This window comes from Aeromicrobium changchenzhani (assembly GCF_057586615.1).
Genome location: NZ_CM172480.1, coordinates 2,344,502 through 2,371,473, shown reverse-complemented (window position 1 = coordinate 2,371,473; position 26,972 = coordinate 2,344,502). Strand labels below are relative to the sequence as shown.

The following is a 26,972-nucleotide window of genomic DNA, read 5'->3' as shown; positions in this document are numbered from 1 at the left end:
AGCCAGGCCCTCAAAAGGCTGTTGCTTCACGCCCATGGCCCCGCACACCAGACGGCAAATGCTCCGAGTGCGGCCGCGAGGCCCGCGACCCCTCCCTTGACCCCGATCTTGACGCCCCGCTTCACTGCCTCCTTGGTGATGAGCTTCGCGGCATCTTTCCACGCCTTGTCCTTAAGCTTATTGACAATCGCTGTCGAGGCGCCCCCCAGGCCACCGAGTCCGACGCCTTTTAGCAGGCAGGTGGCGTAGCTGTCGCCGGAAGCGGCAGTGCGCGACAAGGGCGCATTAGTTGGAGGGGATGCCAGACCGGGAGCGTTCACTGCATCCCCGTTCACATTTGCCTGCCAGGCGTCGCGAAATGAGTCCGCGAACTCCTTGCCGAGGTCGGCACGAGTTGACGCGTAATCGAACTGGCCTTCAGAATCAACTAGCTTGTCTGCATTGACGCTGCGCAGATAGGTGGCAAGCTCCGACACAGTGGCTTCACTACCGGCCTGTGCCGTTGCGGTTGAGACGGCCCCAGGCCGCTCCACGAACGAAGTCGCCGACGCAGATGCGGGAACAATCCCACCAATCAGACAGCCACTCATGCAGATTGCAACTGCAGCGATTCCGCGGCGCTTATTGAGATGCATACATACTCCCTAGAATGGTGCGCATGTCGCAGCCGAGGGGAACTCAGAAGTCGGCACCCCCCGCGCCACGCTTCCGCAGGAAGCGGAACACACCGGTTCACGCCATTGCAACACAACAATCATGATCTGAGACAGGTCGCCCTTTGCGTGCCGAGCGGGTCGAAACACCCTTGTCGCTGAACCCCGGGATTCGTCGCCGCAGCACTACCCGGTCTTCATGTTGGCGACGGTGCGATCCCCAACACGACTCCGCCGATGACACGAGTAGCTGCGTTCACGCTGCAGGAACCACAACTGGCCACATCGCAGTTCAGATTATGCCGCGATGATCATCGGTCCCGCTGGAGCCGTCCGGAGGTACATTCCGGAACAGGGTTTGACACAGGGGTTGATCTGGGGCCGACATCTAGCGTCGCCAGAGCGCCGCAAATGGAGCCTATTTCTATTCGACCTACTCGGGGTGTTGGTGACGTCGCGGGCGAGCATCGGTGCGAAGAAGTCGCGGACGAATTCCGGGAGGCTGCCGTAGTGCAACGACGGCGCCTCTTCAGCTGGTTCGCCGGTGGTGGGTCCGTCTTCCCAGCCGGTCGAGCCGCTCACGGTTTTGGTGCCCTGACTGGTTTGGCGTGTGGGTCGTCCATCTACGGCAAGGTTCAGGCCAGAACGCTTCCTGCGCGGGTGACTGCAGGTAGGTCGAGATGAGGATGCCTCGCGACCCGTAGCGGGGGTACAGGTTTGGGAGTTCGGCCCAGCGGCAGACGTTCCCGGCCTCGTCCAGGACCACCAGCAACGGTGTGGGCAGACGTCCGCCGGGTTCGATCCTGGCGAGGTCTTCGGCGGCCTCGCAGACCGTGGCAGCCAGGCTCGCTCATGTTCACCTGGTCGGCGGTCCAGGCGAAAGCCCGAGGGGGTCCTCGCCGCCGCCATGGCTGGGCCCGGAGTTCGCGTTTGCTGCGCTGAGCCGTCGAAGAAGTGGTCACCAACTCCAGACAGCGCCCATTTGCGGTGGTCGGCTGTTCTTGGACAGGTCTGCGTGGTGGGTGTACCGCAAATGGACAGGGTTTGCCACCTGCCCAGATCACATATTGTTTGGCAGAATGCGGTTTTACCGTCGAGCAATGATCAGAACCCGTGGATGGTTTTCAGCGAGATCGTGTGAAAGTCGCGTACCTTCCTGACTGATCGTGGCCGGACTCGATGGACGATGCGCGCGGGGTCCGCCGTCAACGCCTTTGCCATCCCCCGAGCGCTGCGTGCAGGGCGGTACCCCCCCCGCTTGCGTCGGCCGCGGATCGGCCGCAGAAACCTACTAGATGAAAGCGTCGGCAGTACCGTTAAGGAGATAGTCCCGATTCAGGGTGCCGTACCCATGCCACTTTGGCTGTTGCCAGTTGACCTATCGGTGAAGGCGCCGGTGGCGTCGACCTGGATACGTCTTTCGCCGGCAAAGTGCTTTTGGGCGAATTGGGCTAAGAGAGTCAGTGCGAGGTTCATGATGATGTAGAGGCTCGCGATGACGAAGACGGTCTGTAACGTGTTGCGGAATTCGCCGAAGATGAGCTTGCCGGAATAGGTGAGACCTGGTGCAAGGATGACGTAGCCAAGGCTGGTGTCCTTGAGTGCGACGACGGCTTGGCTGATAATCGCTGGCAGCATGATCTTGATCGCTTGCGGGAGCAAAATGATGCGCATTACCTGGGTTCCGCCCATACCAATGGCGTAGGCGGCCTCCGGCTGACCGCGCGGCACGGCTTGGATCCCGGCCCGGAAGATTTCGGCTAGCACAGCACCGTTGTAGAGAATGAGGCCGATCACCAGTGCAGCGAAGGCATTGTTGCCTTGTTCGGGGCCGATGTAGAACCAGGTGGCGATGATGAGCATCAGCAGTGGGACGGCGCGGAAGAATTCGACGATGAGCCAGGATGGCCAACGCAGAATACGATGGTTGGACAACTTGCCCGGACCTAAAAGAAGGCCGAGGATGAGGGCACCGGAGATGGCGAAAACTGCTGCCAACAGCGTTTGGGCGAGACCAGTGATGAGTACATTGACGATTCGTGGTGTGACGAACGGTTCCCAATAGATATTGGCGAATTGGCCCTTGCTCCAGAATCGCCACACCATTAAGGCTGCGATGGTAGCGAGAACAAGTCCGGAGATAATGCTGTATAGGCGGTGTCGTGCACGGCCTTTCGGCCCGGGTGCATCGAAGAGTATCGAAGCGGCCATCAGTTAACCCTCCAGTGACGTTCGAATGCGGCGGCAATGAATGAGACCGTTTCGACGATGATCATGTATCCGGCGGCAATACCGAGGAAGATCCACCACAGGTCGGCGGGGTGATCGTTGAGCAGTGATTTCATCAGGGCTGTGGCCTCGGCCATACCGAAGACCGCGCACAGTGAAGTGTTTTTTGTCAGAGCGATGAGGACACTTGCGAGTGGTGGGACGACTGCGCGGAAGGCTTGCGGCATGATGACTTGCGTCATGGCTTGATTGGAGCCCAGACCGATCGAGCGGGCGGCTTCGGCCTGACCGATGGGAATTGAGTTGACCCCCGAGCGAACAGACTCGCAAACGAATGCCGACGTGTAGAGCGTCAATGCGAGGACGTTCATGTTGAAATAGCCCAGCTGTACGTCGATCTTCGGCAACCCGAAGACGACGAAGAGCAACAACACTAATAGTGGAGTGTTGCGGAAGATCGCGATGTAGAGGGAACCGACCTTGTTCAAGATCGCGATCGGACCGACTCTAAGAGCTGCTAGTAACGTGCCGAAGATGAGTGACAGGACTCCGGCGGCGACGAAGAGTCGCAACGTGACCCAGAATGCGGTCAGTATCTTGTCGATATTGTCAATCAAAACTTGCATACATCACCTCTACAGGGTCAGTTCAACGGCGACCGGTTCAATGGAAGGGCCCGATATGGGGCGGCCTGAACGGCCGCCCCATATCCGATGGTTACGGGCAGGCGTCCATCTTGGGCGGTTCGGGTGTGGCAACGCCTGACTTGCCGAGCGTCGCCTTAAACGCCTTCTTCCAGCCGCCATCGTCTTCGGCTTCTTTGATGGTGTCGTTAATGAATTGGCATAGTTCGGGATATTTTTTGTTGTAGCCAATGCCATAACGTTCTACCGAGAACGGCTCGCCAACTACTTTCAATTCATCAGGATTCTCTGCGACGTATCCCAAGAGGATTGAGCCATCGGTCGTCATCGCGTCAACGGCACCGTCGAGTACTTGGTCGCGGCATTGAGCATAAGCGTCGAAGCCCCTCGCCTTGGCGCCCTTAGCTTCAACTTGTTGGAGCGACATTGATCCAGTAACAGAGCAAACATTCTTGCCTTTGATGTCGGCGACACCCTCAATGTTGCTGTCCTTCTTCACCAGGAGTTGCTGGCCAGTGACGTAGTAGGGGCCGGCCTGGCCCACGATTTTGCGGCGTGCATCGGTGATTGAGTATGAGGCGAGAACGAGATCAACGGTGCCTTTTTCCAGGAACGGTTCGCGGTTGTCCGAAATCGTTTCGACCCAGTCGACGTCCTCGGGTTTGATGCCGAGCTTTGCGGCGATGATCTTGGCCATTTCGACGTCGAGACCCGTTGGTATCTTGATGCCGGCCTTTTTGAAGCCGAGGCCTGGTTGATCAAATTTGACACCGATTTTGATTTTGCCCGAATTGGCAATCTCTTTCATCCGCGTTCCAGCGTCGAAATGCGACGCAGCATTCTTCTCGACTTTGTTGTCGACCGGGTTCTTGTCCGCCTCGCCCGCGTTTCCGCACGCTCCGAGGATCAGGGCCGCGGCTGCGCCGATGACGGCGATCCGGGCATATTTAAGTTTCATGGTGGTTGCCTTCCTCAGTGTCTCAAGATCTTGCCCAAGAAGTCCTTGGCGCGATCGGTTTGGGGGTTGGTGAAAAATTCCTCGGGGGTGCTCTCCTCGATGATGGCGCCGTCGGACATGAAGATGACTCGATGAGCTGCAGTGCGGGCGAACCCCATTTCGTGGGTGACGACGATCATCGTCATACCGCCCTGGGCGAGCTCGATCATGGCGTCAAGCACCTCTTTGATCATCTCGGGATCCAACGCCGAGGTGGGCTCGTCGAAGAGCATCACCTTCGGGTCCATGGCGAGTGCTCGCGCAATGGCCACACGCTGTTGCTGTCCGCCTGAGAGTTGGGCAGGCCGCTTGTCGGCCTGGGAGGCGATACCGACCCGCTCCAAGAGTTGGTGTGCGCGTTCAGTGGCGTCGGCCTTTTTCTTTTTTCGTACCTTCATCGGGCCTAGCGTTACGTTTTCCAAAATGGTCTTGTGCGCGAAAAGATTGAACGATTGGAACACCATGCCGACGTCGGCTCGAAGCGCGGCAAGGCCCTTGCCTTCCTCGGGGAGCTTTCTTCCGTCGATCAAAATGGTGCCTTTGTCGATCGTTTCTAGGCGGTTGATTGCCCGGCACAGAGTGGACTTACCCGAACCCGAGGGGCCGATGACCACAACGACTTCGCCGGGGGAAACCGCTAGGTTGATGTCCTTCAGCACGTGAAGCTGACCGAACCATTTCTGCACGCCCTGCATCGAAACCATCGGCGTCGACTCGGGCTGATCTGCATCGGTGTGCATCAATTCAAAACCTCACTTTCCGGTTGAGCGGTCGGACTGGATGGCGAACGACCGTCGGCCGTGCCAAACATTCTTACGGTAGTTATATTGCGTTGTCAACGTCACATGCAATCAATGTTGCATGATAGTCAAAGGCTCTTGACACAAATCAAGTTGCATTGGTTAAATGTAATGCAACAAAACTTGCATATATGGAGAGGGCGCAATGGAGACGGTATTGACAAGCCTCGACGACGGTTTTATGACGTTGACGATGAACAGGCCCGACCGGCTTAATGCCGTGAGTGAAGACATGTACCGCCGGTTGATTTCCGCTTTACAGTCGGCGGACGCGGACCCCGCAGTGCGGGCCATCGTCCTGACTGGTGCTGGCCGCGCTTTCTGCGTCGGTGCTGATCTCAAGGCGCATTCTGCCGGCGAACGCACACCAGCAGATCGTGCCGAGTACGTTGATCTCGGCCAGCGCGTGTGTGAACAGATCCAGACTGTGGGCAAGCCGGTCATTGCCGCAGTGCGCGGTTACGCTTTGGGCGCCGGGGCCGAAATGGCCGTCAGTGCCGACTTTCTGATCATGGGATCCGACGCGCAGATGGGCTTCCCGGAAATTTCGATCGGCACCTTTGTCGGTGGCGGCGTAACCCACCGTCTACCGAGATTGATCGGTTTGCGCAAGGCTACCGAGATTCTGATCCTTGGCGAAAAGTTTTCGGGCAAACAAGCATTCGAATGGGGCCTGGCGAACGCCTTCGTTGACAGCGACCTAGTCCTCGATGAGGCAACACGTTGGGCACAACAACTGACAACCAAGGCGCCCATCTCCATGGCGAAGCTGAAGTCGGAACTTCGTCGTAATGAGTCTCCCGAAGAGGCGCTGTCTAGTGAAGCGGTCGAGTTGCTGGATGTCATGAATACCCAGGACTGGGCCGAAGGCGTAGCGGCTTTTGCTGCGCGCCGGGCACCTGTCTTCAGAGGAGAATAATATGCTCACTTATTCCTCCAACCACGGTAACGGCGACGCGCATGATCGGTTGGTGCGTCTTCTCGCTCCTGAATCTATCGCGATCATTGGCGCCTCATCAGACTCATCTAAACGCGGCTACCAAGCAGTAAGGGCGCTCAAAGAATCATCCTTTGCCGGACCGATCTATCCGGTTAACCCGCGCGGCGGCGAGCTTCTCGGATTGACGGTGGTGAAAAGCATCGACGACCTGCCCGACGGAATCGACGCTGCGTTGATTGCACTCCCCGGCAAAACCGTTCCCGATGTGCTTCGCAACTTAGCCCACAAAAACGTCGGCGGAGCGGTGGTCCTTGCCAATGGATTTCTCGAGGCCGGTGCCACGGGGGCTGACCTGCACGCCGAGTTGAAGGCTGCCATAGCCGAAACCGGGGTGCGAGTTATTGGCCCAAACACTTCCGGCATGTTGAACGTCGAACTCGGCGCTAATTTGGTCGGACTCAGCGGAGTCGAAAAGGGGCCTATCAGCGTCGTGACCCAGAGTGGAAACATGTGGTTGTCCCTCGTTGCCGACAATGCGGCCGCGAAAGGGCCGGGATTTCAGTACTACATCGGACTGGGCAACCAAGCCGACGTCCGCTACGGCGAATGCATAGCCGTTTTGGCCGACGACCCTCTGACGGGTGCGATCGCGATTTATGCCGAAGGCATTCAGAACGGCCGCGACTTCCTCGTGGCTGCAGCCGAAGCGGCCAGTAGACGGCCGATCGTCATGCTGCGAGGCGGCCGATCCGCGATCGGACAGCGGACCGCGCTGTCCCATACCGGATCGATCGCCGGATCCGATGTGGTGGCAACTGCAGTTTTGGCCCAAGTGGGCGTTGAACTGGTTGATCGCTCGGACGAACTTGCTGTAGTGGCCGGGGTTCTGGCCACCACCCAATCCATCCCCTCCGACCAGCGCGTTGCAATACTGAGCGACGGCGGTGGCCACGCCACGCTCGCCACCGACGCGCTCTCAGCTGCTGGTGTCGAACTCGCAACACTTTCTGAAGTCACCCGCCTACGGTTGCGTACTGTGCTTGGGCCGGCAGCTGAAGTACTCAACCCAGTCGATGTAGCCGGCGCTACCGATGCCGACCCCACACTGTTCGCTGATTGCGTCGAAGCACTCATGGCTGACGAAGGGGTGGGAATGGTGCTCGTCGTCGGGCTGTACGGCGGCTATCATCTCCGTTTCGACGAGCGACTCGAAGCGTCGGAGGACCTGACAGCGGAGCGAATTCTTGACCTACGAGCCAGATCTGGCATCCCCGTACTTGTGCAGAGTTGCTATGCCTCTAACGATGTCCAAAACCACAATCTTCTCAGGTCAGGTGGCATCCAAGTGCTTGCGTCGATCGACCACGCGGTCCGGGCCATCATTGCCTTGTCCAACCGGGGCAAGTGGCTCGCCTCCGCCGGTGACCGTAAATCGTTGCAGTTGGACGACGATGATTCAGCAGCGAAGACGCTGACCACCACAGCCCTAGATGAACCGGCTGCGCGCCGGCTTGTCGAAAGCGCTGGGCTGCATACAGGTGAGTGGATTTTGGCTACATCGGCTGACGAGGCGCTCGCCGCCGCCACAAAGTTCGACGTGCCATGCGCTGTCAAAGTGGTCTCGCCCGAGGTGTTACACAAGTCTGATGCCGGCGGAGTCCGCCTCAATATCGAACCCGACGACGCCCAAGCAGCATGGAAAGGTATCGCCGATTCCATCCGTGCAACTATCCCGAACGCCTCCATCGACGGCATGATCGTCACACCGATGGCGCAACAAGGCGTGGAGTTGTTGATCGGTGCCACGCGCGACCCAATCTTCGGACCGCTAGTCGCATTCGGCTCAGGTGGCACCATGGTCGAGATCCGCGGCGACGTGACTTTTCGCGCGGCGCCTTTCACCCACGCCGAAGCCACAACCATGATCAGCGAGACGATCGTCGCCACGATGTTAGATGGATACCGAGGCCTGCCAATCGTCGACCGGTCGAAACTTGCAGCACTGCTCGTGCAAGTCGGAGACTTGATCGCCGCAGACGCCCGCATCGCCGAACTCGATCTGAACCCGGTCATAGCCAACGCCTCCGGAATTGTCCCTGTCGACGTACGCGTCGTCCTCACTGAGTCGAAATGAGTACCGATATGAACGCCGTGCCTGTCCTAGTGTCTCGTTATGACAATGTTGTCACGTGGACGCTAAACCGTCCCGAAGCCCGTAACCCAATCTCCGAACTTGATGTCATTGAAGCGCTCGAAAAGGCAGTCAATGATGTCAATTCCGAGCCATCAGTACGGGCGGTGATCATCACTGGTGCCGGCACCGCGTTCTCCTCAGGCGGCAACGTCAAACACATGCGTGACCACATCGGAATGTTCGGCGGAACGCCCGCCGAGTTGCGACAGGGATATCGCCACGGCATCCAGCGAATAACCCGAGCGCTCTATCACTGCGAAGTGCCGATGATCGCTGCAGTAAATGGTGCGGCCATCGGCGCCGGGTGCGACCTCGCGGCCATGTGCGACATGAGGATTGCCTCCACCAAGGCGAAGTTCGCAGAAAGCTTCGTCAAAGTCGGCATCATCCCCGGCGATGGCGGCGCATGGTTGCTACCACGGGTGATCGGACACGCACGAGCTAATGAAATGGCATTCACGGGCGAAACGATCGATGCCTGGACTGCCCTTGAATGGGGTTTGGTTTCTAAGGTCGTAGAACCCGAACAGCTCATGGATTCGGCTCGCGAACTCGCGAATCGGGTTGCGGCCAACCCACCACAGGTGCTGCGGATGACCAAGAAACTTTTGCGTGAAGGACAGCAGCAGACGTTGGAGAGTTCACTCGAACTCGCTGCAGCCATGCAGCCGATTGCACACCAAACGCGGGATCACTCAGAGGCGGTCATCGCTATGCTCGAAAAGCGCACTCCTAACTTCACCGGAGAATAGACTCAGGGCGTCCAAACAACCTCACGAGAAAGGCCCCGATGACCGCACCTAGAACGTACGAAGAACTCACCGTCGCATTACAAGAGCGAATGAGCACACTTGCTGCCGGCCAGCAGCGGATTGCAACGTTGTTGTTAACCGACCCCGATGGGACGGCATTTCGCAGCATTTCGAAAACGGCGAAGCATGCAGGGGTCCACCAGTCCTCGGTCGTACGTTTCGCCGCCCTTTTCGACCTTCAAGGTTACCCGGCGCTAGTTGCACTCTGCCGCGATCACCTTGCGCGCGAAGCACAGCTTGTTGCCCGCTTCGGGCTGGCGCAAGAGCAGTCCGAGACAGACCTGCTTCGCTCAGTCGCTGAGGCCGACCAGCAGAATATTCAACGCACGTTTACACGAATCCGCCCTGAACAATGGGCCGAAACTGTAGAACTATTAGCGGACGCCGACAATGTCCACGTCATGGGATTACGAAAGTGCATGCCAGTTTCACAACTGATGGCCTATCTGCTGCGCCTCGTGCGGTCCGACATCCACCAAATCGCGCCCGTCGCCGGGGCATTGGTAGATGAGCTGCGAGATCTGCGCAAGGGCGATGCGTTCGTCGCCATCTCAATTCACCGCTATACCGCCGAGACAGTACAGGCCTTCGAAGAGGCTCAAAAACGTGGCCTTCGGACAATCGCCCTGACAGACACCGCTGCTTCACCGCTCGCACAGATCGCCGATACTACCTTCCTGGTCGATTGTGAGGGCGTCACGATCCTGCGATCGATAGCCTCATTCATCTCTCTCGTACAGGCTCTTGCCACGGGAGTGGCTGTACGCAATGGGACCCAGAGCCGTGACCAATTGCTCAATGATGAGGAACTGTTTTCCAAGTTTCAGGTCTACTCGACCCGATAAACACTCTCAACTGCCAGTTCACCTAGCGACCACAAACGCTTACAGCCGTTTCCCACTGGATCTGCTCTCGGCCGACCGACACTCTTTGTCAGGGAGGACTGGATCACCAGACGCCCGGCTGAGCGTGGGCCGCTGCTACTCAGAGCGCATCGTTAACGGATGAGGGGAGGGTTAATAACCGTCACCCGAAAATCACACAGAGATGGTCATACACTGTGGGAAAGCGCGTGAGATTCAAGCCCACCTCGGTAAGACACGAAAACCCCCTTGGGCGGGAGAGCCCCCTGCACGGAGCGCAGCTAGCAGGCGCCCCAGATGCCAGCGGTTCTCTTCTGTGCGGCACGCTCTGCGGCCCGATAATCGTCGACGAGTGCGAAAGGATTCCGGGCGTATATGTAGACCCGGGCATGGCCGGTTGAGACTTGCTTCAGCCCCACATCGAGATTTGTCTTGGTGTAGACAAAGCGCAACGCACGGCCATAACGGTCCACGGTGTCCTGCGTTTTGTCGGTGTAGAGCTGCAGCAGATCGCCGCGAGCAACCAACGTTTTCAAGTAAGCCGTCGCTGCTCGCCCACCACACTCAAGCCGTGGGTATGTTTCGGGCGTGTCAATGCCAATGATGCGAATGTTTGCTCGATTACCGTTCGGCATCGTTACCGCAAGTGTGTCGCCGTCGGTCACGCTCACCAGTCGCGCCAATTCGGCCTTTATGAGGGAGCCCTGAGGTTCTGGAGCGTGCCGAGGCTCTACCTGTGTCGATCCTTGGTCACGGTCGTTGACCGGCTCTGCTCGGTCGTCGCAGCCGGCAAGCAGGGAGAACGTTCCAAGAACCATCAGAACCAGGATTAGCCCGATCGACACATCCTTTCGCCTGCGTTTGGCAGGCAGTGTCTGGATGGGAAAGGGCGCAAGCACGAGTTGAGATTATCGCAGCGAAATGCGCGGCCAGTCATTTTATCCGGAAACGACCGTACTAATATTCGGTTTATGGAGACACTGGACGAGGCGCTCAAGCGCGAGCATCGCGAGATCGACGAAGACATAGCGATTTTCGCTGCCGGCGGCGACGATCGGGAAGACCAGATTTCTTCCTTGCGGCGCGCGATGGCCGGCCTACGCCGGCACATCTATCTCGAAGAAACTTTCCTGTTTCCGCCGCTGAAGGCGGCCGGCATGATGGGCCCGATCTTCGTGATGCTGCGTGACCACGGCCAGATGTGGCGCACGATGGACAGCCTCGAACTCGAACTGCGCAACAACATTGCCGACGAATCGATGCGGCAACGTTGCACCGAGCTGATGGCCGAACTTGAGGCGCACAACTTCAAGGAGGAGCAGATCCTCTATTCGCAGGCCGACGGCATCCTCAACGCCGAGGCCAGCGATGGACTCAAGGATTTCATTGCCGAGGGCGCGACCCCCGAGGGATGGGCCTGCGCGCAAGCACTGGGCTGATTCAGGTGCGGTGCTGAAACCTCAGAGTTCCTCATACGTTGCGGTGTCAGTATCGAGACGCCACACTCGGCGCTGTTTGCTCGGCTTCGGTATGCCGGACTTCTCCAGGCCGGTCGAGATCAACCGATGCCAAGTGGTCGTCGGCAAGGACTTGACCACCACGATGTAAGCCGGATGGTGCGATTCGGGCAAGTGATCGAGCACCTGGTAGAGCTCGATGCTGGATGGAAGTGCACCGGCCTGCAGCGTGACGGCCGTGACGATCTCGCGATTCTTCCCAACCGCATAGGTGATGGCTTGATCGACCGCAGGGATCGCTGCGACCTCGCGGCTGATCGCTGACGGTGCCACGATGCCCCGCGGGGTTGTGATGAGCGACGCGACCGCTGCATAGTGCCAGAAGTTGCTCTGCTCGTCCTTAGTGAACAGGTCGCCGGTCGAGCGCCACGCATCACCGGGTTCGAACACGCTGCGCATCGGTATGCCAGCCATCGCATCGGCCGGATTGACCTTCGACAGGAGCAGCCCCACCTCGCCGCGTGCGGCCTCGTAGCCAAGTCCATCATCGCCGGTTCGCATCGAGCCTGCCGCAGGGTCGTAGGCCGCAATCCGTACGCGCGGGGTGCCGGGAACCGGCCATCCCATCGACCCGACCGGCTTGCCCTTGACATTGGCGAGGATCGCATCACCTTCGGCGGAGGCATAGAACTCGAGCACACGGGCGTTCGGGAAGCGGTCCTCGACGCGGCGCCACAGATTGCGAGGCATGCCTGAGCCCATGAACGTGCGGATCGGTGCGGATGCCTCCGCAGCGTTGATCGGTCCGAGCGCAACCGCGCGTAGCGACGTCCATGTATAGCTCACGTGGGTGACGCCGTAGCGTCGCACTTCATCCCAGAACGTCTCTGGTTTGTTGTCGCGTGCCAAGGCGAAACGGGCATTGCCCGCGATCGCTCCGCCAATGCTCATCAAGATTGCGGAGGAATGGAAGATCGGCGTCGTGCAGTAGACCGTGTCGCCGGGTTTGAGCCCCGCAGCCGTTGCTGTGCCGAGCGCCGACATTGCCCAGCGCCGGTTGGTGATCGTGATGGCCTTGAGCCCGTCGCCACGCCCGGTGAACAGGATGAAGGCGATGTCTCCGGCTCGATGTGGGTTGGGGCGATACCACGCCGGCAGCGGTACGTCATCGGGATCGATGCGTTCCATGTCGAGTACACCGGCCGGCATTTCACGTGGGTCCGGACCGCCGCCAAGCACGCACCAGGTAACCCCTGACAGCTTCCCTACTCGGTTGACGTTGTCCGGATCGGAGACTACCCAGGTAATCGCACCGAGCGCGGCCTCGCGCTTAAGGTCCCCGTCTGGTCGGAGCATGACCGCGGTCGCGCCCAGTCGGCTCAGCGCGGCGATGAGAACAAAGGCGCTTGGTCGCGTACGCATCAGCACACCCACGCGGTCGCCCTGCCGGATGCCGACGCTGATCAGGCCCTTGACGACGCTGTCGACCCGGTGCCTGACCTCGCCCTGACGATGCGCGCGGTCCTCGAACAGAAACGCCGTGTTGTCGGGTGATCTGGCTGCCATCTCATCAAGCAGCAGCCCCAACGAGATTGGCGTCGACTGATCGAGGAGCTCAATTCGGGCCAGCCGTGGCAGTTGCGCGGGCGCCGAAGAGAGCAGACCGCGCGCGATGGCAGCCGCGCGTTTTGCACTGTCGACAGCAAGTAGCGTCGCGCCCACGCCGAGTTCGGCGGCTTGAATCGCAGCAGCAGCGCCGACGCTCGGATGAATGCGCGACTTGTCGTCAACCTCTGCGGCAGGCAGTACGTCAGTAGGAAAATTGCCGCCAGCCGTGCGCCATTTCACCCACTCCGCGACTGCCGGCCACGTCTTGTTATTCGCGGTTGATCCGACAACGAGGCCGAAGTGGCCAGCGTGCAGCGTCATCTCGTAGACCTCGGCACGCGGCGCCGCCCGGCTAATCGCCCGCACCGACTCAGGATGCCCGAGCGTGTCGGACGATCCCACAAACGTCAGGATCGGCACATTGATGTCGGCCAAGGAGACCATCTGGTCCGCGATCGAAAACCCGCCCGCAAGCATACGGTTGTGCGCGACAAAGAGTTCGAGGAGTTCCGCGATCGCCGGTCCCGACCACGCCGTGAAGCCGTCGCGCTCGAGGAATCGGCGTTGGCGTTCGCGCGGGAGCAGCGACTCGCGATCATGCAATGCGAGCAGGAACTTTGTCTGGCTCTGAAGGGTTTTCGCCGGGCTCAATAGTTTGAAGCCGGTACGCGATGCCCAACCGGGCAGATTGATGTGCCGAAGCAGGCCACTTGCAATCAGTCCTTCAGTCGCACGGGCCGCGACGTCAGGGGAGATCGGGAACGGCAACGGCGCACGTGCATCTACCGGGGAGCCGAAGGTCACAATCGAGTCGATGCCTTTGCCGCGTCGAAATGCCGCCGCCTGATAACAGAACATGCCGCCCTGTGAATAGCCGGCGAGAACGATGTCTCGGCCGGTGGCCTCGATAACCTGATCGATTGCAGTGCTCACCGCGAGGACATGATCGGTCAGGGTCCGTTCGGAACCGCCAGCCTCATACTTGGGGTCGCCAAAATCGACAACCCAGACATCGAGCCCTTCGCGATGCAAACTCTGTGTGGCTGACGAACTGGGTGAGACATCCCAGACATCGGCAGCAAGCATGAGTGGCGGAACCAATACGATCGGCGCGGTCGAATCGAGAATGTCATCGGCGAAATAATGGCGCAAACGGAACGTCAGTTGTTCCGAGGTGACCGCATATGGCGAGGGTTCCTCACCGGTATCGAGCCCGCCATAACGCACGACTTCAGCGACATTCTTCGCCGTCGCCACGATCCGTTGGGGCACTCCGAAGGAGCGGCCTGAGTCGTGCGCGTGCGTAGATGTCGTCTTTTTTGGCATGCGGATCTCCAAGTTGTTCGACTGAACGCTTGAGTTCACCCTAGGCCCACCGGTCCGAATTGGGGCGGATTTGCTCCTGTTCAGGCGGTTAGCCGATCGATGATTTCTTCGGTCGAACCGTCGCGGGCATAGCCGAAGCCCCGGCCAGCCCATAGGTTCAGGCCGTGTGGGTCGCCCTGCTGGTTAGCAGCAGTACGGATCGGGGCGGTCAGATGATGCACTGCCGGATAGCCGAGCGGTGCCGAAGAACTGAACGTATCGGTGAAACGGTTGCGCAGTGCCCGCGCCGGCCGGCCGGTGAACGACCGGGTGATGACAGTCTCGGCGAAGCGCGGATCGCCGAGTGCATCGCGGTGGGTTGCCTTGGTGCCGGCCCCATCGGCCTTGAGGAACATCGTGCCCGCTTGCACGGCTACCGCCCGGGCACCGAGGGCAGCATGAAGGTCAGCTGGGCCGGAAATGCCGCCGGCCGCGATCACTGGCAACGGGATCCGCTCGCGGATCGCGGCGATGAGTTCGAGTGTTGAGGTCGTGCCGAGATAAAGCTCCGGGCTGGTCGTGCTGCTGTGACCGCCAGCGGCGCCGCTCTGCGCGACAACGGCATCTGCGCCCGAATCGTAGGCAAGTTCGGCCTCATCGGCGTCGGTGGTCGTGATGATCACGCGGCTACCGGCCGCGCGGAGCCGTTCGATGATCTGGCTGTCAGGAACGCCGAAGGTGAAACTCACCCACTCGACAGGGTCGGCGGCGAGCAGATCGAGTTTGGCCGTCCAATTGTCGTCGTCGGTCCACCGGATCGCTGGAACCTCAACGCCATAATGGGCTGCCCAGGGTTGCAGGCGCTCCCGATAATGCTTGATCGCGTTGCGATCGACCGATGTGGTGTCCGGTACGAACAAATTGACGCCGAAGCGGTCAGTCGTTGCCCGCACCGTATGGATTTCGTCGGCAACTGCCTCGACACTCTTGTAGCCGGCCGCTAGAAAACCGAACGCACCTGCTGCCGCGGCGGCCTTGACCAGCGCCGGTGTCGATGGGCCGCCCGCCATGGGCGCGACGATGAGCCGACGATCGCCGAACAGGTCGAGCGTCACATCTGACTCCATACCTCTGAGCTGCCACGACGGTGGCTGTCGACCAAGTGGGTGTCGACGATGCCTACGGCTTCCATGAGTGCATACATGGTGGTGGGGCCGACGAACGAGAACCCTTTCTTGCGCAGTGCTTTCGACAGCGCCAACGATTCCTCCGACTTGGTGGGTACCTCGGCATAGGTTCGGGGTTGGGGGGTGCGCTCGGGCTTGAACGACCAGATGAAATCAACCAATCCGCCGTCGTCGCGGAGCGCGATCGTGGCCTTGGCGTTGCCGATCGTCGCGACGATCTTCTGCCGGTTGCGGACGATGCCCGCATCGAGCAGGAGCCGTTCGATATCGGTCTCGGTGAACCGCGCAACGGAGTCCGGGTTGAAGCCAGCGAACGCCGCACGGAACGCGGGGCGTTTGCGCAGAATGATCGCCCACGACAGACCTGACTGGAACGCTTCAAGGCTCAACCGCTCGAACAAGCCATGCTCATCGCGAACCGGCATGCCCCACTCGATGTCGTAATAGTCACGCATCATGCCCTCGCTGGCGGCCCACGCGGGACGGGAAAGCCCGTCTTCGCAGACAACCACGCCGGACGTGGAGAGTTCAGGATCGGCCATGGCAACAGTATTTCAGCCAGCGCTGGTGCGCTCGTATCGGGACAGCGCGAGCGTACCGATCGACAGGATGATCCAGGCGGCCAAAATCAGCACCGGTTTGAGCGCGGTTGAGCCGCCGAAATAGACCACCGCGACAAGCGCCGACAGCGATGCTCCATGCGGGAGCCAGCCCGTGAGGGTCGCCCAAGGCTGGGGAAGGAGTAGCGGGCTGGTCGCCAGGTAGACCGGAATCGCCAGCAGTAAGAAGACCATTGCGGCTGCGCCGATGCCGGCGAGCCCGAAGAAATTCTGCAGCGCCATCGTGGCGGAGCCAGCGGCGAATACGGTCAACGCGCTGATCGCCCATACGGTCAGTGTGGGTGCGCCGGACGTTGCCCCGACCAGGAGCATTCCAACAAGACCACTCCCAACCGACAATGCGCCCAACCGCATGAGCCGCTTGACGCCGCTGGCCAATGTCGATGCTCGAACGCCTTTTCTTACGGCAATTTCAGCCGCATATATGAAGCCGACGACATTCGCGAGGAGTGCCAGCAGGCGGAGCGGGCGTTGGCCGTCGGGGTACTTCGCCGGCACCAGATCTTGCACGCTGATCGTGCGGCCCTTGCTCTTCCCGATTGCACTCAAGCGGTCGGTGACGGCGGCGATGAGGGTATGTCCGTTGCCGCCGCCGACATACACGGTGTCGACTGTCCCAGCCAGATCGACCGACACAACAGCAACCACGCGACCGGCCCTGACGTCGCTTCGGCCGTCGGCCGCGGTTGCGACGACTCGGGCGTCAAACGGACGGCCGGCCATCGAATTGATGTCACTGACGAAGCCGTCGGCGACGATGAAAGGCGCGGCGACAGCGACCGGTACGCGATGGAGTTGCGGCGTTCGAGCGCCCTGCCACACCAGCAGGAATATCGCGGCTTGGACGAAAATCACGACGATGACTACCAGTAGGGCACGGCGGTGTGGCGTCATTGTCATGGCTGTCAGGATAGAACAACAAATTGACGAGTGGGGCTGGAGGTGAGCGGATGATCGGCTGGCGGATTCGAGTTCTCGCAATGATCCTTCCGGCGGCACTGCTCCTGTTTGGAGTTATCGCATTGGCACCGACCCCCGGCCAGGTGCGCGAGCCAAACATTCCGTCCAGGGCAACCGAGACGAAGTGTCTGCCGATCGAACCAATCCACGACGTTGCCGGGCTAAATACGTTGGTCAGCAGCGTTCGCGGTGGACCGGAATTCCAGGGCGCTGACGTCGGTGCCGACGTAACCCTTCAAGACGGCCGCCGGCTGTGGGTCTTCGGTGACACCCTTCGGGCCCGCGATTTCCCCGGTCAGCGATTTGTCCGCAATTCGATGCTGGTTTTTACCGACACTTGCGCGCAGGTCGTCCTGCCTGCCGATCATGGTGCGCTGATCCCGGATCGGGCCGATGGCGTTGGCTATTGGCCGATGTCCATCGCTAAGGTCGAGCGCCCTGGTTACGACCTGGTCGGCGTCTCGGTCGAGCGAGTCCGTGGCGGGGCCGATCTGGGCAGGTCCGATGAATTCACCAATCTTGGTCCGGCGGTCGCCGTTTTCATCGTGACCGTGGGCGATGCACCGCAGCTGATCGGGATGCGCGACATCGGCCGCGATAATCCGAGCCGGACTCAGCCAGCGTGGGGCGCAGCGTCGGTGGTCGACGGAAAATGGGTCTACCTCTACGGGACCGCAAATCCGGAGCAACCAGGAGTTTTCGGCTTCTCCGTGGCAGTCGCGCGGCTGCGGCCGGTCGATATCCTCAAGCCAGCGGCCTGGCGTTATTGGGACGGAACCCGATGGGGGAAGGATCCAGCGAAGGCACGAAAGCTGATTCCCGCCGTCGGTGGTGTCTCACAGACGTTCAGCGTCTTTCGGCGTGGTGACCGCTGGTATGCGGTCAGCAAACAGGATGAATTCCTGGGCCGTGATCTGGTGATTTGGACGGCACCGGGACCAACCGGCCCGTTTACGGTCAGCCCCTCGTTGGCAGCGATCCCTTCGAACACCGCCACCGGAATGCTTCGGTATATGCCGTTGGCGCACCCGGATCTGTTGCCGAAGGAGGGGTCGATCGTGGTGTCCTTCAGCCAGAACAATGCCGATGTTGGAAAGATCAGCCGCGACCCGTTTCTCTATCGACCATACTTCCTGCGTGTTGATCTGCCCTGATTCAGGCGGCGGGTCAAGATCAGATCGCCAGGGTCGGGTGTAGCCGTTTCATCGTGACGACGCGGCCGCGTTGAGTCGAAATAACCGTGATCGCGAGGGCGAGTACGGCGAATAGCGCCAGCGCCAACACATCGGCGGTGAGGCCGACCGTCGAGCCTGCGGTGGTCTTCCGAATACCGTCCACGGCGTACGTCAAAGGCATCAGATTGTGGAGGAAGCCGAAGAATGATGGCGCGGTTTCGATCGGATAAGTGCCCCCGGCTGCGGTCAACTGCAAACAGATGAGAACGATTGCCACGAATCGGCCAGCGCCACCGAACACGGCGATCAGCATTTGGTTGATCGCGACAAAAGCAAAGCCGGCCATCAACGAAACGCCGAGTAATTGCAACCGGGATGCCGGTTCGATTCCGACGAGGAATTCCAACACGCTGACCAGGAGCAACACCTGGACCGCAGCGATCAGCAGACCTGGTAACAGTCCGGCGAGTGCGATGCGCGTGCTCGATGCAGTCGATGCGATGGCGCGTTTGGAGACCGGTCGCAGCAGGAGGTAGATCGACATCGCACCGATCCACAGTGCGAGGGCTATGAAGTAGGGGGCCAGCGCTTCGCCGTAGTTGGCGACCGCGTGCGCATGCGCCGCGTCACCGGTCAGTGGTGTCGAAGCGGTCTTTGCGAGATGGCTGCGTTCGGCGGAGTTGTAGTTGGGTACTTTTTCGCCACCGTCGAGCAGGCCGGACTCGAGTTTGTGTGCGCCAGCAGCGAGCGCACTGGAGCCTTCCGCGGCCTTCGCTGCGCCGTCGCTCAGCGACTTGGTTCCGGTTGCAAGCTGTTTGGCACCGCCAGCAGCCTGATTGATGCCGCCAACCAGCGCCGGAGTGCTTGCGGCAAGGCGGGCATTGCCGGCGGCCACCTGAGCCGCGCCGTTGCTGAGTTTCTGTGTCTGCCCGGCAAACTTCTTGGCCGTCTTGGCTGGCACATTGAGGTCCGCTTTGAGTTTTTCAAAATTAGCGAGTGCGTCCGTGAGCAACGGACATAGTTGTGGCGTATCGGCGGGCACACACTGATCACTTGCGGTCTGCAATTGCGTCCGGATCGTTTCGGCATTCGCATTGGCGGTGTCGGTGGCACCGGTGATGACTCCGGTCAGAGACTGAACAAGCGAGTTGACCTCCGCGGTGCCGTTTGCCACCTGCTTCGCACCATCGGCCAACCGCTTCGTGTCACGGGGCAGCGTTCTGGTCTTGTCCGACAGGGTGCCTAGACCGGAGGACAGCGCTGATGCACCAGCGTCGAGCTTGGTGGCACCTGCGGCCAGCTTTTGCGTCCCGTCGGTCAGTTGATCCGCGCCGTCGGCCAACTTGCCGGCACCGTCAGCCGCATCGTTGAGGGCGAGTTTGAGGTCGGAAAAACTCAGATAGATGTTGTCGAGATAGGTCTCGGTGACCTGAGCATTGAGGGTGGATTTGGCGGTGGTGAGGATTACCTTGGCGATGTTGCCGTTGATGTAGTTGATCGCGTCATTCGTCTCCAGCCGTAGATTGCCCTGGATCGCCTTCATCGGATCGTCGCCACCGGTTGACGTGGCCGCTGCAGACAGATTCTCAGGGATCGTCAGGACTGCGCGATAGTCGCCGTTGGCGAGCCCTTTGCGCGCGTCATTGGCATCGGTTAAGACCCAGTTGTAGTTGGACTTGCTGTCGCTGCCGATCAGGTTGGCGCTCAGTTGGCGGCCCACCGCGATGGGTTGCTTTTTGCCATCGCGGTCGGTGATCTGGATCAGCTTGTCTTGATTGACGATCGCTGCCGGTATGCGGTCGAGATTGCCGGTCGGGTTGAGGTTGGCCCATACATACAACGCACCGTAGAACAGCGGGACCAGCATGATCGCGATGATCGCAGCGCGGGTGAGGCGGCTGCGACGGAAACGGGCCAATTCGAACCAAGGCAGGGGAGGGGAGGGGAACATCAGAACATCAATTCTTCGATCGTGCGGGTCGTATCGAGTTCGAGGAGATGGACGTGGCTTGAGTGCGGTGGCGCGGCGGCCGCTGATTGTGCGCTGGCGACAACACTGATGGGACGGTCTGCGATCAGTTCGGCCAGTGCGGCCCAGAACACGTCGATCGCTTCGGGCGAGCGCAGGTCGTCGACGTCCTCGACCATGATGATCGCGGGCGAATCAACAAGCGCCAGGCTGACGCCGAGTAGTTTGCGTTCCAATCGGGACAAATTGGTGATCAGATCATTGCCGGCTACGGGATGGAACGCGATTCCGGCCGTGTGATGTGCCGAATCCAGCGCTGCATTGAGCGCATTGCGGACCGGAGTGATCGATTTGGCGCGTACCCAGACGCTAAGCGATCGGATCGAAATGCGCTCGGCGATGTGTTGGTCGACGCTCAGGTTGTCTTCGAGGTCGTTGATTCCCGCGAATTCGCCGAGTGAGACGGTACGGCGGACGATGACCGCCTCCTGCGGGAGCAGTCGGCCGTTGACGCGAGCGAGGCCATCGTTGAAGTGCATGCGACCGGCCAATGTCAGCAGCAGCGCGGTCTTGCCAGAGCCGGTGGGTCCATGGACAAAAAGCCAGTCGGCCTGTGGGAGGTCGATGTTGACATCGTTGAAGACGACGCCGTCCTCGCCGCGTGAGGTGAGCCCAGCGGTCGTGATCGCCGCAACCGACGTGGGCGTCGGCCAGGACGCAAGGGCTAGTTGGCGTTGGATGGCCTCACCCTCGATGTCGGCATGGGGCAGGATTGCCTCCAGCCGAGCCGGCAGAACCCAGGATTTGCGTCCGAACAGTTGTAGGACGGCGGGAGCGAACAACATACGAATGAGGAACGCATCGGCGAACACTCCGACGGCCAGCGCGAATGCGATTGGTTTGATGTTCGGATCGCCCTGGGGTACGAACGCAGCGAATACCGCAAGCATGATGATCGCGGCCGCGGTGACGACCCGTGAACTACCGACGAAGCCATCGATGATGGCGCGATGCGGATCGCCGGTCTTGATGTATTCCTCCTTCATGCGCGACATCAGGAAAACCTCATAGTCCATCGACAGACCGAACAGCACGCCCATCAAGATGATTGGCAGGAAGCTGATCAACGGTCCCGTGTGGTCCAGATTGACGAGCGGGCCTAGCCAGCCCCACTGGAACACCGCAACGACGGCTCCGAAGGACGCGCCGGTCGACAGCAAGAAGCCGATTGTGGCCTTGAGCGGTATGACGATTGAGCGGAACACGATCATCAGGAGCAGCACCGAAAGTCCAACAACGACCAGCCCATATGGCAGCAGGGCCCCGCTTAATCGTTCGGAAATATCGATTCCGCCGGCGGTCAGCCCGGTGACGCCGACCTCAACGTCATATTTCTGCTCCCACGTGGACGCGCGATCGCGGATGGACTTCACCAGATCACTGGTGGCCTGGTCATTCGGACCGGTCGTGGGAATCACCTGGACGATCCCGGTGTCGCCGGTCGGGTTGGGGGTGGCAAGACCGATCGCGGTAACGCCATTCATCGCGCGTAGATCGTCGGCGATGGCATCGACAGCGCCAACCGGGTCGGTCGTCTGAATGACGTCCATCGTGATCAGCAACGGGCCGTTGAAACCCGGTCCAAAATGTTGATCGACCAAGTCGAAGGCCGTGCGTTGCGTCGTCCCCGGTGGTGAGCTGCCGTTGTCGGGCAGCGCCAAGCGCAGATCTTTCGCCGGCAGCGCGATGATGATCAAGCCGACCATGACGATGGTGATCGCGAGGATCGGGAACCGGATGATGGCCGCGACCCAGCGACGGGAGAATCCGCCGGGGGCCCGTGCGTTGGCACGACGAGCCATATGGATGCCGGCAAACCCTAGCAGTGCCGGCAGCAGGGTTAGCGCGACCGCGACCGCCACGATGACCGAGAGCCCGGCGACGAGCCCCATGACTGTGAGAAAGGGTATTTGGGCGATCGCAAGTCCGATGAGCGCGATCACGACGGTGACACCGGCGAAGACTACTGCTGATCCGGCAGTGGCGACCGCACGGGCTGCGGCCTCCTCTGGTTCGACTCCTTCAGACAACAATTCGCGGTGTCGCGAAACGATGAATAGCGCATAGTCGATGCCGACGGCCAGGCCGATCATTAATGCGAGCAAGGGCGCGGTGCTGGAAATCGTGACGAAGCCGGTCGCGATGAAGGTCAGCGCGGTCGTGACAACCACCCCGACGACCGCGGTCACAATTGGTAGGACGGCGGCCCGAAACGAACGGAACATCAGGTAGAGCACGATGAGGGCGATGATGACGCCGATGACCTCGGTGATCGAGAGTTGTGGCCCGGTGCTGGTGAAAATATCGCCGCCGAATGACGCGGTGAATCCAGCGGCCTTCAGCACATCGCCGGTCTTGACCAACGCTGCCGTCTCAGCCGGCGTGACAGCGGTGAGCTTACGATTGAACTGGATCTGAATCTGCGCGGCGCGGCGGTCTTTTGCCAGTGCGATGTGAGTCGAGTCGTCATACGGCGAGATGACCTCGCTGACGCCGCCGACCGTCTTCATGGCAGTGATCGTGTCGGCGATCAATCGCTTGGCTATCGGACTATCGATCGTTTGCCCCTTGGGTGGCAACACGACGAGATAGGCCGAGGCGCCGCTGAGCTCGGGGAAGGTGCGGTGCAGGGAATTGATCGCCGTCTGTGACTCAGTGCCGGGGATTTCGAAGCTGTTTTTAGTACCCGTTGAGAAGCCGAGCACCGCAAGACCGAGTACGACGATCAAGGCGATCCAGAATGCGGTGACGCGACGATGATGGCGATAAGCCCAGCGCCCCAGCGCATACAAAGAGATTGACACAAATTGACGATACAATTGTGTATCCAATACGTCAATGTATCCAGTATGGTGATCGATATGACACGCGACACTTCGGCCAACACCGGCACGAGGCGGCGAGCCGCAACGCGTGAGCGGTTGCTCGATGCGGCCCGTGAAGTGCTGGCTGGTGATGGCATTCAAGGTGCCTCGGTCGAACACATTTGTGAGCGAGCGGGCTTCACTCGGGGCGCGTTCTACTCTAATTTCGCCAGCAAAGATGAACTCGTCCTCGCGATTTTCGAGCGCGAGAAGGCGGCAATGTTTGAGACGCTGCATGCGGCCGTAGACGTCTCCGGGTTGGAAGGCCGTGATCTCCGGGCCGCGACCACCCTGATCATGGATCGTTTTCTCGACCTTCAGCCAGGTGATCGTGATTGGTATCTCGTCAATGCCGAGTTTGGGATCCATGGCATCCGACACAAACAGGTCGGTCGGGAGTTCAATTCCGCATGGAGTCGAACGAAAAGCGAGTTCGCCGACTTCATGGTCCATGTCCTCAATGCCATGGGGCGACGGTTCACGATCGACCCGGGCCAAGCGGCCACGATCCTGATTGGAACATATGACCTCGCGCTGCGCGAGGCATTGATCGACGGCCGCCCGATCGACTCTGACCTGCTGCGCAGCAGCCTGCCTGACCTGCTCCTTTCGGTCACTGAAGACATCCCCGTCGCCGACGACTAGGGTCTATTTCATGGCCAAGACATTGCGCGAAGTCGTCGCTGTTCTCGATGCGCTGTACGACCCGCGCCATGCTGATGACTGGGATGCGGTCGGCACCGTGGTGGGCGATCCTGATGCCGAGATCGGGTCGATCCTGTTGGCGGTCGACCCGGTGCAATCGGTCGTCGATGAAGCAGTCGCACGCGGCGCTCAACTCCTCGTGACGCACCATCCGCTGTACCTCAAAGGCGTTACGAGCGTCGCCGCGACGACGCCCAAGGGGCGAGTCGTTCACACCATGATCCGCAACGGGATCGGCCTCCACACCTGTCATACGAATGCCGATTCACCCGTATTCGGCGTTTCCGAGTCGATGGCGCTCGCGCTCGGCCTGCACGACATACGTCCGCTTGAACCCGACCCGGAGCCGGCGCTCGACCGGTGGGTCACCTACGTTCCGCAAGAGCAGGCCGCTGCTGTCATGGCCGCGATGCACGCCGCCGGAGCCGGTGCACTCGGGGATTATGACCTCACCGGCTTCACCTCGATCGGGACCGGATCGTTCCGCCCGCTTGAGGGCGCCGAACCGGTCATTGGTGTCGTGGGCACGAGGGAATTTGTTGAGGAGATCCGCATCGAAGTCGTCGCGCCCACATCGTTGCGCGCTGTGGTTCGGACTGCGATCCGTCGTGCACATCCGTATGAAGTCCCGGTCATTGACGTGTTCGAGCTCATCGCTCCGGACGAGACTGATCGCGGGAGCGGCCGAGTTGGCACCCTCGCCGAACCGATGACGCTGGGGGAGTTCTCTACTGTCGTCATAAATTCGCTACCTGCGCATCACAGCGCAAACCGGATCGCTGGCGACCCTGATCGGATTGTCGAGACGGTCGCATTATGTGGCGGCTCGGGGGACTTCCTGCTCGAGCGGGCAGCCGCGATTGGGGCCGATGTCTACGTCACATCGGACCTTCGACATCACCCGGTCAGTGAGCACCTGGAGGCGGCAGGAGCGCCTGCCATCATCGACGTGCCGCACTGGGCGGCCGAATGGACGTGGCTTCCGGTTGCGGCGCGGGAGCTCGGTGCTCAATTGGGGGATACGGTGGAGATCAACGTCTCGACGATCGTCACCGATCCGTGGACGTTCGTGGCAACATCCCAACAAAGGAGCGACCGCTGAAAGCCGATCCCTTCGCGCAACTCTCGTTGCTCGATTTGCAGGCGCAGGACTCCATCCTGGCGCAACTCACCCATCGTAAAAAGACGCTCCCTGAGCTGGCCACGCTCGCCGAGCTCGGCGCCCAGGTGCATGAGCTCAACGGTCAACGCATCGAGGCTGATACGACCGTTTCGGACCTCAGCACCGATCAGCGCAAGGCCGATCTCGAGGTTGAACAAGTCAAGGCTCGTCGCCTTAACAACGAAAATCGGATGAACTCCGGTCAGATTGCCAATCCCCGTGATCTAGAGAAGATGCAGCAGGAGACAACCGCGCTCAATCGGCGCATCGCCACCCTCGAGGACGAAGAGCTCGAGGTCATGGAAGCACTCGAATTGGCTCAGGCGACGCTGTCGGAGGCCACTGAGAAGCTCGATCGGATCAATGAATCGATCGCGACAGCGGAGGCATCGCGAGATGCCTCAGTTGCAGAGCTCGACGCGGAAGCGCGGACGGCCGAGGCCGAGCGCAAGGAGATCGCGGCCAAGGTTCCCGAGGATCTGACCGCGCTGTACAACAAGTTGCGCGCCCAATATGGCAGTGGTGCGGCTCCGCTTCGAGCCCGCCGTTGTGAGGGTTGCCGACTGGAGCTGAACGGCTCCGACCTGCGCGAGCTTGCGGCAAAACCGAGCAATGAGGTTCTACGCTGCCCCGAATGCAGTCGGATCTTGGTGCGAACGCTCGAATCAGGGATCTGAGCGTGCGGGTCATCATCGAGGCTGATGGCGGCTCACGCGGCAACCCTGGCCCGGCGGCCTACGGCACGATCCTTCGCAATGCCGACACGGGTGTGGCCATTGCCGAACGCGCTGAGTTCATTGGGCACGAGACCAATAATGTGGCCGAATATCGAGGACTGATCGCGGGACTTGAGCTCTATCGGGAACACACCCCGGAGGCCGAACTCGAGGTTCGGCTGGATTCCAAACTCGTCGTTGAGCAGATGGCGGGTCGGTGGAAGGTCAAACATCCATCGATGCGGGCGTTGGCGGCACGCGCGCAGGAGCTTGCACCCGCTGATGTCATATGGACGTGGGTTCCGCGTGACCAGAACGCTGCAGCGGACGCGATCCTCAACGTCGCACTCGATAACGCTCCTGACGTTCCTGACACTGCTGCTGAGATCAAGGAGACGAGCCCAGCGGTCGGTTGGGGGAGTCAGCAGTCCGGTGAGCCCACCACGATCGTCCTGCTGCGTCATGGTGTCACTCCCAACACGGTGCGCAAAGTGTTCTGCGGTAGTGGCGGCAGCGATCCGGGACTCACTGAGCTCGGCGAAGAGCAGGCCGGCCGCGCGGCCACCTGGCTTAAACAGTTCGGCAGCGTCGATGCGGTCGTCGCCTCGCCGTTACGGCGTACGCAAGAGACGGCCGGCATCGTTGCCGGTGAGCTTGGACTGCAAGTCAGTCTCGAAGCCGGGATTGTGGAGACCAATTTCGGTGAGTGGGAGGGCTACAGCTTCGCCGAGATCATGGCAAAGTGGCCCGCCGAGATGGATGCCTGGCTTGGCTCGACCGCGATAGCTCCGCCCGGTGGCGAGACGTTCGACGCGGTCTCGGACCGGGTCGTTGAGGCGCGTGATCGGCTCCTGAGCGCATACGCTGGCAAGACGGTCGTTGCCGTCAGCCACGTCACGCCGATCAAGCTGATGGTCCGGCTCGCGCTGGATGCACCGATGCGCTCGATCTACAAGATGGAACTGGCGCCTGCGTCAATCACGACCGTCACCTTTTGGCCCGACGGACGGCCGTCGTTGCGCAACTTCTCCGTGGTCCCGCACTAGCCCGGG

At 60.6% G+C, this 26,972-nt stretch carries 23 protein-coding genes; 10 read left to right on the top strand and 13 right to left on the bottom strand.

Features of this window, described 5'->3' with window-relative positions:
• Window positions 1-26: 26 nt before the first annotated feature.
• From AC2YB9_RS11975 to AC2YB9_RS11950, 6 genes are all read right to left on the bottom strand, one after another.
• Window positions 27-635, bottom strand: coding sequence for a hypothetical protein (locus tag AC2YB9_RS11975; RefSeq protein ID WP_487265575.1), 609 nt, complete (start codon window positions 633-635; stop codon window positions 27-29).
• 547 nt (window positions 636-1,182) lie between these two features.
• Window positions 1,183-1,419 carry a TraM recognition domain-containing protein gene (locus AC2YB9_RS11970; RefSeq protein ID WP_487265574.1) on the bottom strand — a complete coding sequence of 79 codons (237 nt, stop codon included), beginning with the start codon at window positions 1,417-1,419 and terminating at the stop codon, window positions 1,183-1,185.
• Window positions 1,420-1,988: 569 nt separating this feature from the next.
• Window positions 1,989-2,864, bottom strand: a complete 876-nt coding sequence (locus AC2YB9_RS11965; RefSeq protein WP_487265573.1) for an amino acid ABC transporter permease — start codon at window positions 2,862-2,864, stop codon at window positions 1,989-1,991.
• Complete coding sequence (locus AC2YB9_RS11960) at window positions 2,864-3,508, bottom strand: amino acid ABC transporter permease (protein ID WP_487265572.1); 645 nt, start codon at window positions 3,506-3,508, stop codon at window positions 2,864-2,866. The genes AC2YB9_RS11965 and AC2YB9_RS11960 overlap by 1 nt, the downstream gene beginning before the upstream one ends.
• A 91-nt stretch (window positions 3,509-3,599) precedes the next feature.
• The gene (locus AC2YB9_RS11955) at window positions 3,600-4,484 is read right to left on the bottom strand and encodes a glutamate ABC transporter substrate-binding protein (RefSeq protein WP_487265571.1); all 885 of its coding nucleotides are present in this window, start codon (window positions 4,482-4,484) and stop codon (window positions 3,600-3,602) included.
• A gap of 14 nt (window positions 4,485-4,498) precedes the next feature.
• Entirely contained in the window at window positions 4,499-5,227 is a 729-nt protein-coding gene (locus tag AC2YB9_RS11950; RefSeq protein WP_487268610.1) for an amino acid ABC transporter ATP-binding protein, read from the bottom strand.
• Between the two features lie 241 nt (window positions 5,228-5,468).
• On the opposite strand from AC2YB9_RS11950, the gene AC2YB9_RS11945 reads away from it, so the two are divergent.
• Genes AC2YB9_RS11945 through AC2YB9_RS11930 form a run of 4 tightly spaced genes read left to right on the top strand, consistent with a single transcriptional unit; the run spans window position 5,469 to window position 10,114 of the window.
• Window positions 5,469-6,242, top strand: coding sequence for an enoyl-CoA hydratase/isomerase family protein (locus AC2YB9_RS11945; RefSeq protein ID WP_487265570.1), 774 nt, complete (start codon window positions 5,469-5,471; stop codon window positions 6,240-6,242).
• Window position 6,243: 1 nt separating this feature from the next.
• Window positions 6,244-8,397 carry an acetate--CoA ligase family protein gene (locus AC2YB9_RS11940; protein WP_487265569.1) on the top strand — a complete coding sequence of 718 codons (2,154 nt, stop codon included), beginning with the start codon at window positions 6,244-6,246 and terminating at the stop codon, window positions 8,395-8,397.
• Window positions 8,398-8,405: 8 nt separating this feature from the next.
• A complete protein-coding gene (locus AC2YB9_RS11935; RefSeq protein WP_487265568.1) occupies window positions 8,406-9,209 on the top strand; it encodes a crotonase/enoyl-CoA hydratase family protein in 804 nt (267 codons plus the stop codon).
• A 38-nt stretch (window positions 9,210-9,247) separates the two neighbouring features.
• Window positions 9,248-10,114 carry a MurR/RpiR family transcriptional regulator gene (locus tag AC2YB9_RS11930; RefSeq protein WP_487265567.1) on the top strand — a complete coding sequence of 289 codons (867 nt, stop codon included), beginning with the start codon at window positions 9,248-9,250 and terminating at the stop codon, window positions 10,112-10,114.
• Between the two features lie 299 nt (window positions 10,115-10,413).
• Here AC2YB9_RS11930 and AC2YB9_RS11925 read toward each other — a convergent pair whose 3' ends face one another.
• Window positions 10,414-11,031: a thermonuclease family protein gene (locus AC2YB9_RS11925; RefSeq protein WP_487265566.1), complete on the bottom strand. Its 618-nt coding sequence runs from the start codon at window positions 11,029-11,031 to the stop codon at window positions 10,414-10,416.
• A 72-nt stretch (window positions 11,032-11,103) separates the two neighbouring features.
• Here AC2YB9_RS11925 and AC2YB9_RS11920 point away from each other — a divergent pair, with 72 nt between their 5' ends.
• Window positions 11,104-11,571: a hemerythrin domain-containing protein gene (locus AC2YB9_RS11920; protein WP_487265565.1), complete on the top strand. Its 468-nt coding sequence runs from the start codon at window positions 11,104-11,106 to the stop codon at window positions 11,569-11,571.
• Between the two features lie 21 nt (window positions 11,572-11,592).
• Here AC2YB9_RS11920 and AC2YB9_RS11915 read toward each other — a convergent pair whose 3' ends face one another.
• From AC2YB9_RS11915 to AC2YB9_RS11900, 4 genes are all read right to left on the bottom strand, one after another.
• Window positions 11,593-14,523, bottom strand: coding sequence for an alpha/beta fold hydrolase (locus tag AC2YB9_RS11915; protein ID WP_487265564.1), 2,931 nt, complete (start codon window positions 14,521-14,523; stop codon window positions 11,593-11,595).
• Between the two features lie 80 nt (window positions 14,524-14,603).
• Window positions 14,604-15,617 (bottom strand): nitronate monooxygenase, encoded by a 1,014-nt coding sequence (locus AC2YB9_RS11910; RefSeq protein ID WP_487265563.1) that lies wholly within the window; start codon window positions 15,615-15,617, stop codon window positions 14,604-14,606.
• A complete protein-coding gene (locus AC2YB9_RS11905; protein ID WP_487265562.1) occupies window positions 15,614-16,231 on the bottom strand; it encodes a DNA-3-methyladenine glycosylase I in 618 nt (205 codons plus the stop codon). The genes AC2YB9_RS11910 and AC2YB9_RS11905 overlap by 4 nt, the downstream gene beginning before the upstream one ends.
• A gap of 12 nt (window positions 16,232-16,243) precedes the next feature.
• Window positions 16,244-17,209 carry a hypothetical protein gene (locus tag AC2YB9_RS11900; protein ID WP_487265561.1) on the bottom strand — a complete coding sequence of 322 codons (966 nt, stop codon included), beginning with the start codon at window positions 17,207-17,209 and terminating at the stop codon, window positions 16,244-16,246.
• A gap of 80 nt (window positions 17,210-17,289) precedes the next feature.
• Here AC2YB9_RS11900 and AC2YB9_RS11895 point away from each other — a divergent pair, with 80 nt between their 5' ends.
• Complete coding sequence (locus AC2YB9_RS11895; RefSeq protein ID WP_487265560.1) at window positions 17,290-18,423, top strand: DUF5005 domain-containing protein; 1,134 nt, start codon at window positions 17,290-17,292, stop codon at window positions 18,421-18,423.
• A 19-nt stretch (window positions 18,424-18,442) separates the two neighbouring features.
• Here AC2YB9_RS11895 and AC2YB9_RS11890 read toward each other — a convergent pair whose 3' ends face one another.
• Together AC2YB9_RS11890 and AC2YB9_RS11885 are read right to left on the bottom strand one after the other, a co-directional pair.
• Window positions 18,443-20,395 carry a YhgE/Pip family protein gene (locus tag AC2YB9_RS11890; protein ID WP_487265559.1) on the bottom strand — a complete coding sequence of 651 codons (1,953 nt, stop codon included), beginning with the start codon at window positions 20,393-20,395 and terminating at the stop codon, window positions 18,443-18,445.
• Window positions 20,395-23,277: an MMPL family transporter gene (locus AC2YB9_RS11885; protein WP_487265558.1), complete on the bottom strand. Its 2,883-nt coding sequence runs from the start codon at window positions 23,275-23,277 to the stop codon at window positions 20,395-20,397. The genes AC2YB9_RS11890 and AC2YB9_RS11885 overlap by 1 nt, the downstream gene beginning before the upstream one ends.
• A gap of 57 nt (window positions 23,278-23,334) precedes the next feature.
• On the opposite strand from AC2YB9_RS11885, the gene AC2YB9_RS11880 reads away from it, so the two are divergent.
• Genes AC2YB9_RS11880 through AC2YB9_RS11865 form a run of 4 tightly spaced genes read left to right on the top strand, consistent with a single transcriptional unit; the run spans window position 23,335 to window position 26,966 of the window.
• Window positions 23,335-23,982 (top strand): TetR/AcrR family transcriptional regulator, encoded by a 648-nt coding sequence (locus tag AC2YB9_RS11880; RefSeq protein WP_487265557.1) that lies wholly within the window; start codon window positions 23,335-23,337, stop codon window positions 23,980-23,982.
• 10 nt (window positions 23,983-23,992) lie between these two features.
• Window positions 23,993-25,144: a Nif3-like dinuclear metal center hexameric protein gene (locus AC2YB9_RS11875; RefSeq protein WP_487265556.1), complete on the top strand. Its 1,152-nt coding sequence runs from the start codon at window positions 23,993-23,995 to the stop codon at window positions 25,142-25,144.
• A complete protein-coding gene (locus tag AC2YB9_RS11870) occupies window positions 25,102-25,881 on the top strand; it encodes a zinc ribbon domain-containing protein (RefSeq protein WP_487265555.1) in 780 nt (259 codons plus the stop codon). The genes AC2YB9_RS11875 and AC2YB9_RS11870 overlap by 43 nt, the downstream gene beginning before the upstream one ends.
• On the top strand, window positions 25,839-26,966 hold the full coding sequence (locus AC2YB9_RS11865; RefSeq protein ID WP_487265554.1) for a bifunctional RNase H/acid phosphatase: 1,128 nt from the start codon (window positions 25,839-25,841) through the stop codon (window positions 26,964-26,966). Before AC2YB9_RS11870 ends, AC2YB9_RS11865 begins: the two co-directional genes overlap by 43 nt.
• Window positions 26,967-26,972 lie beyond the last annotated feature (6 nt).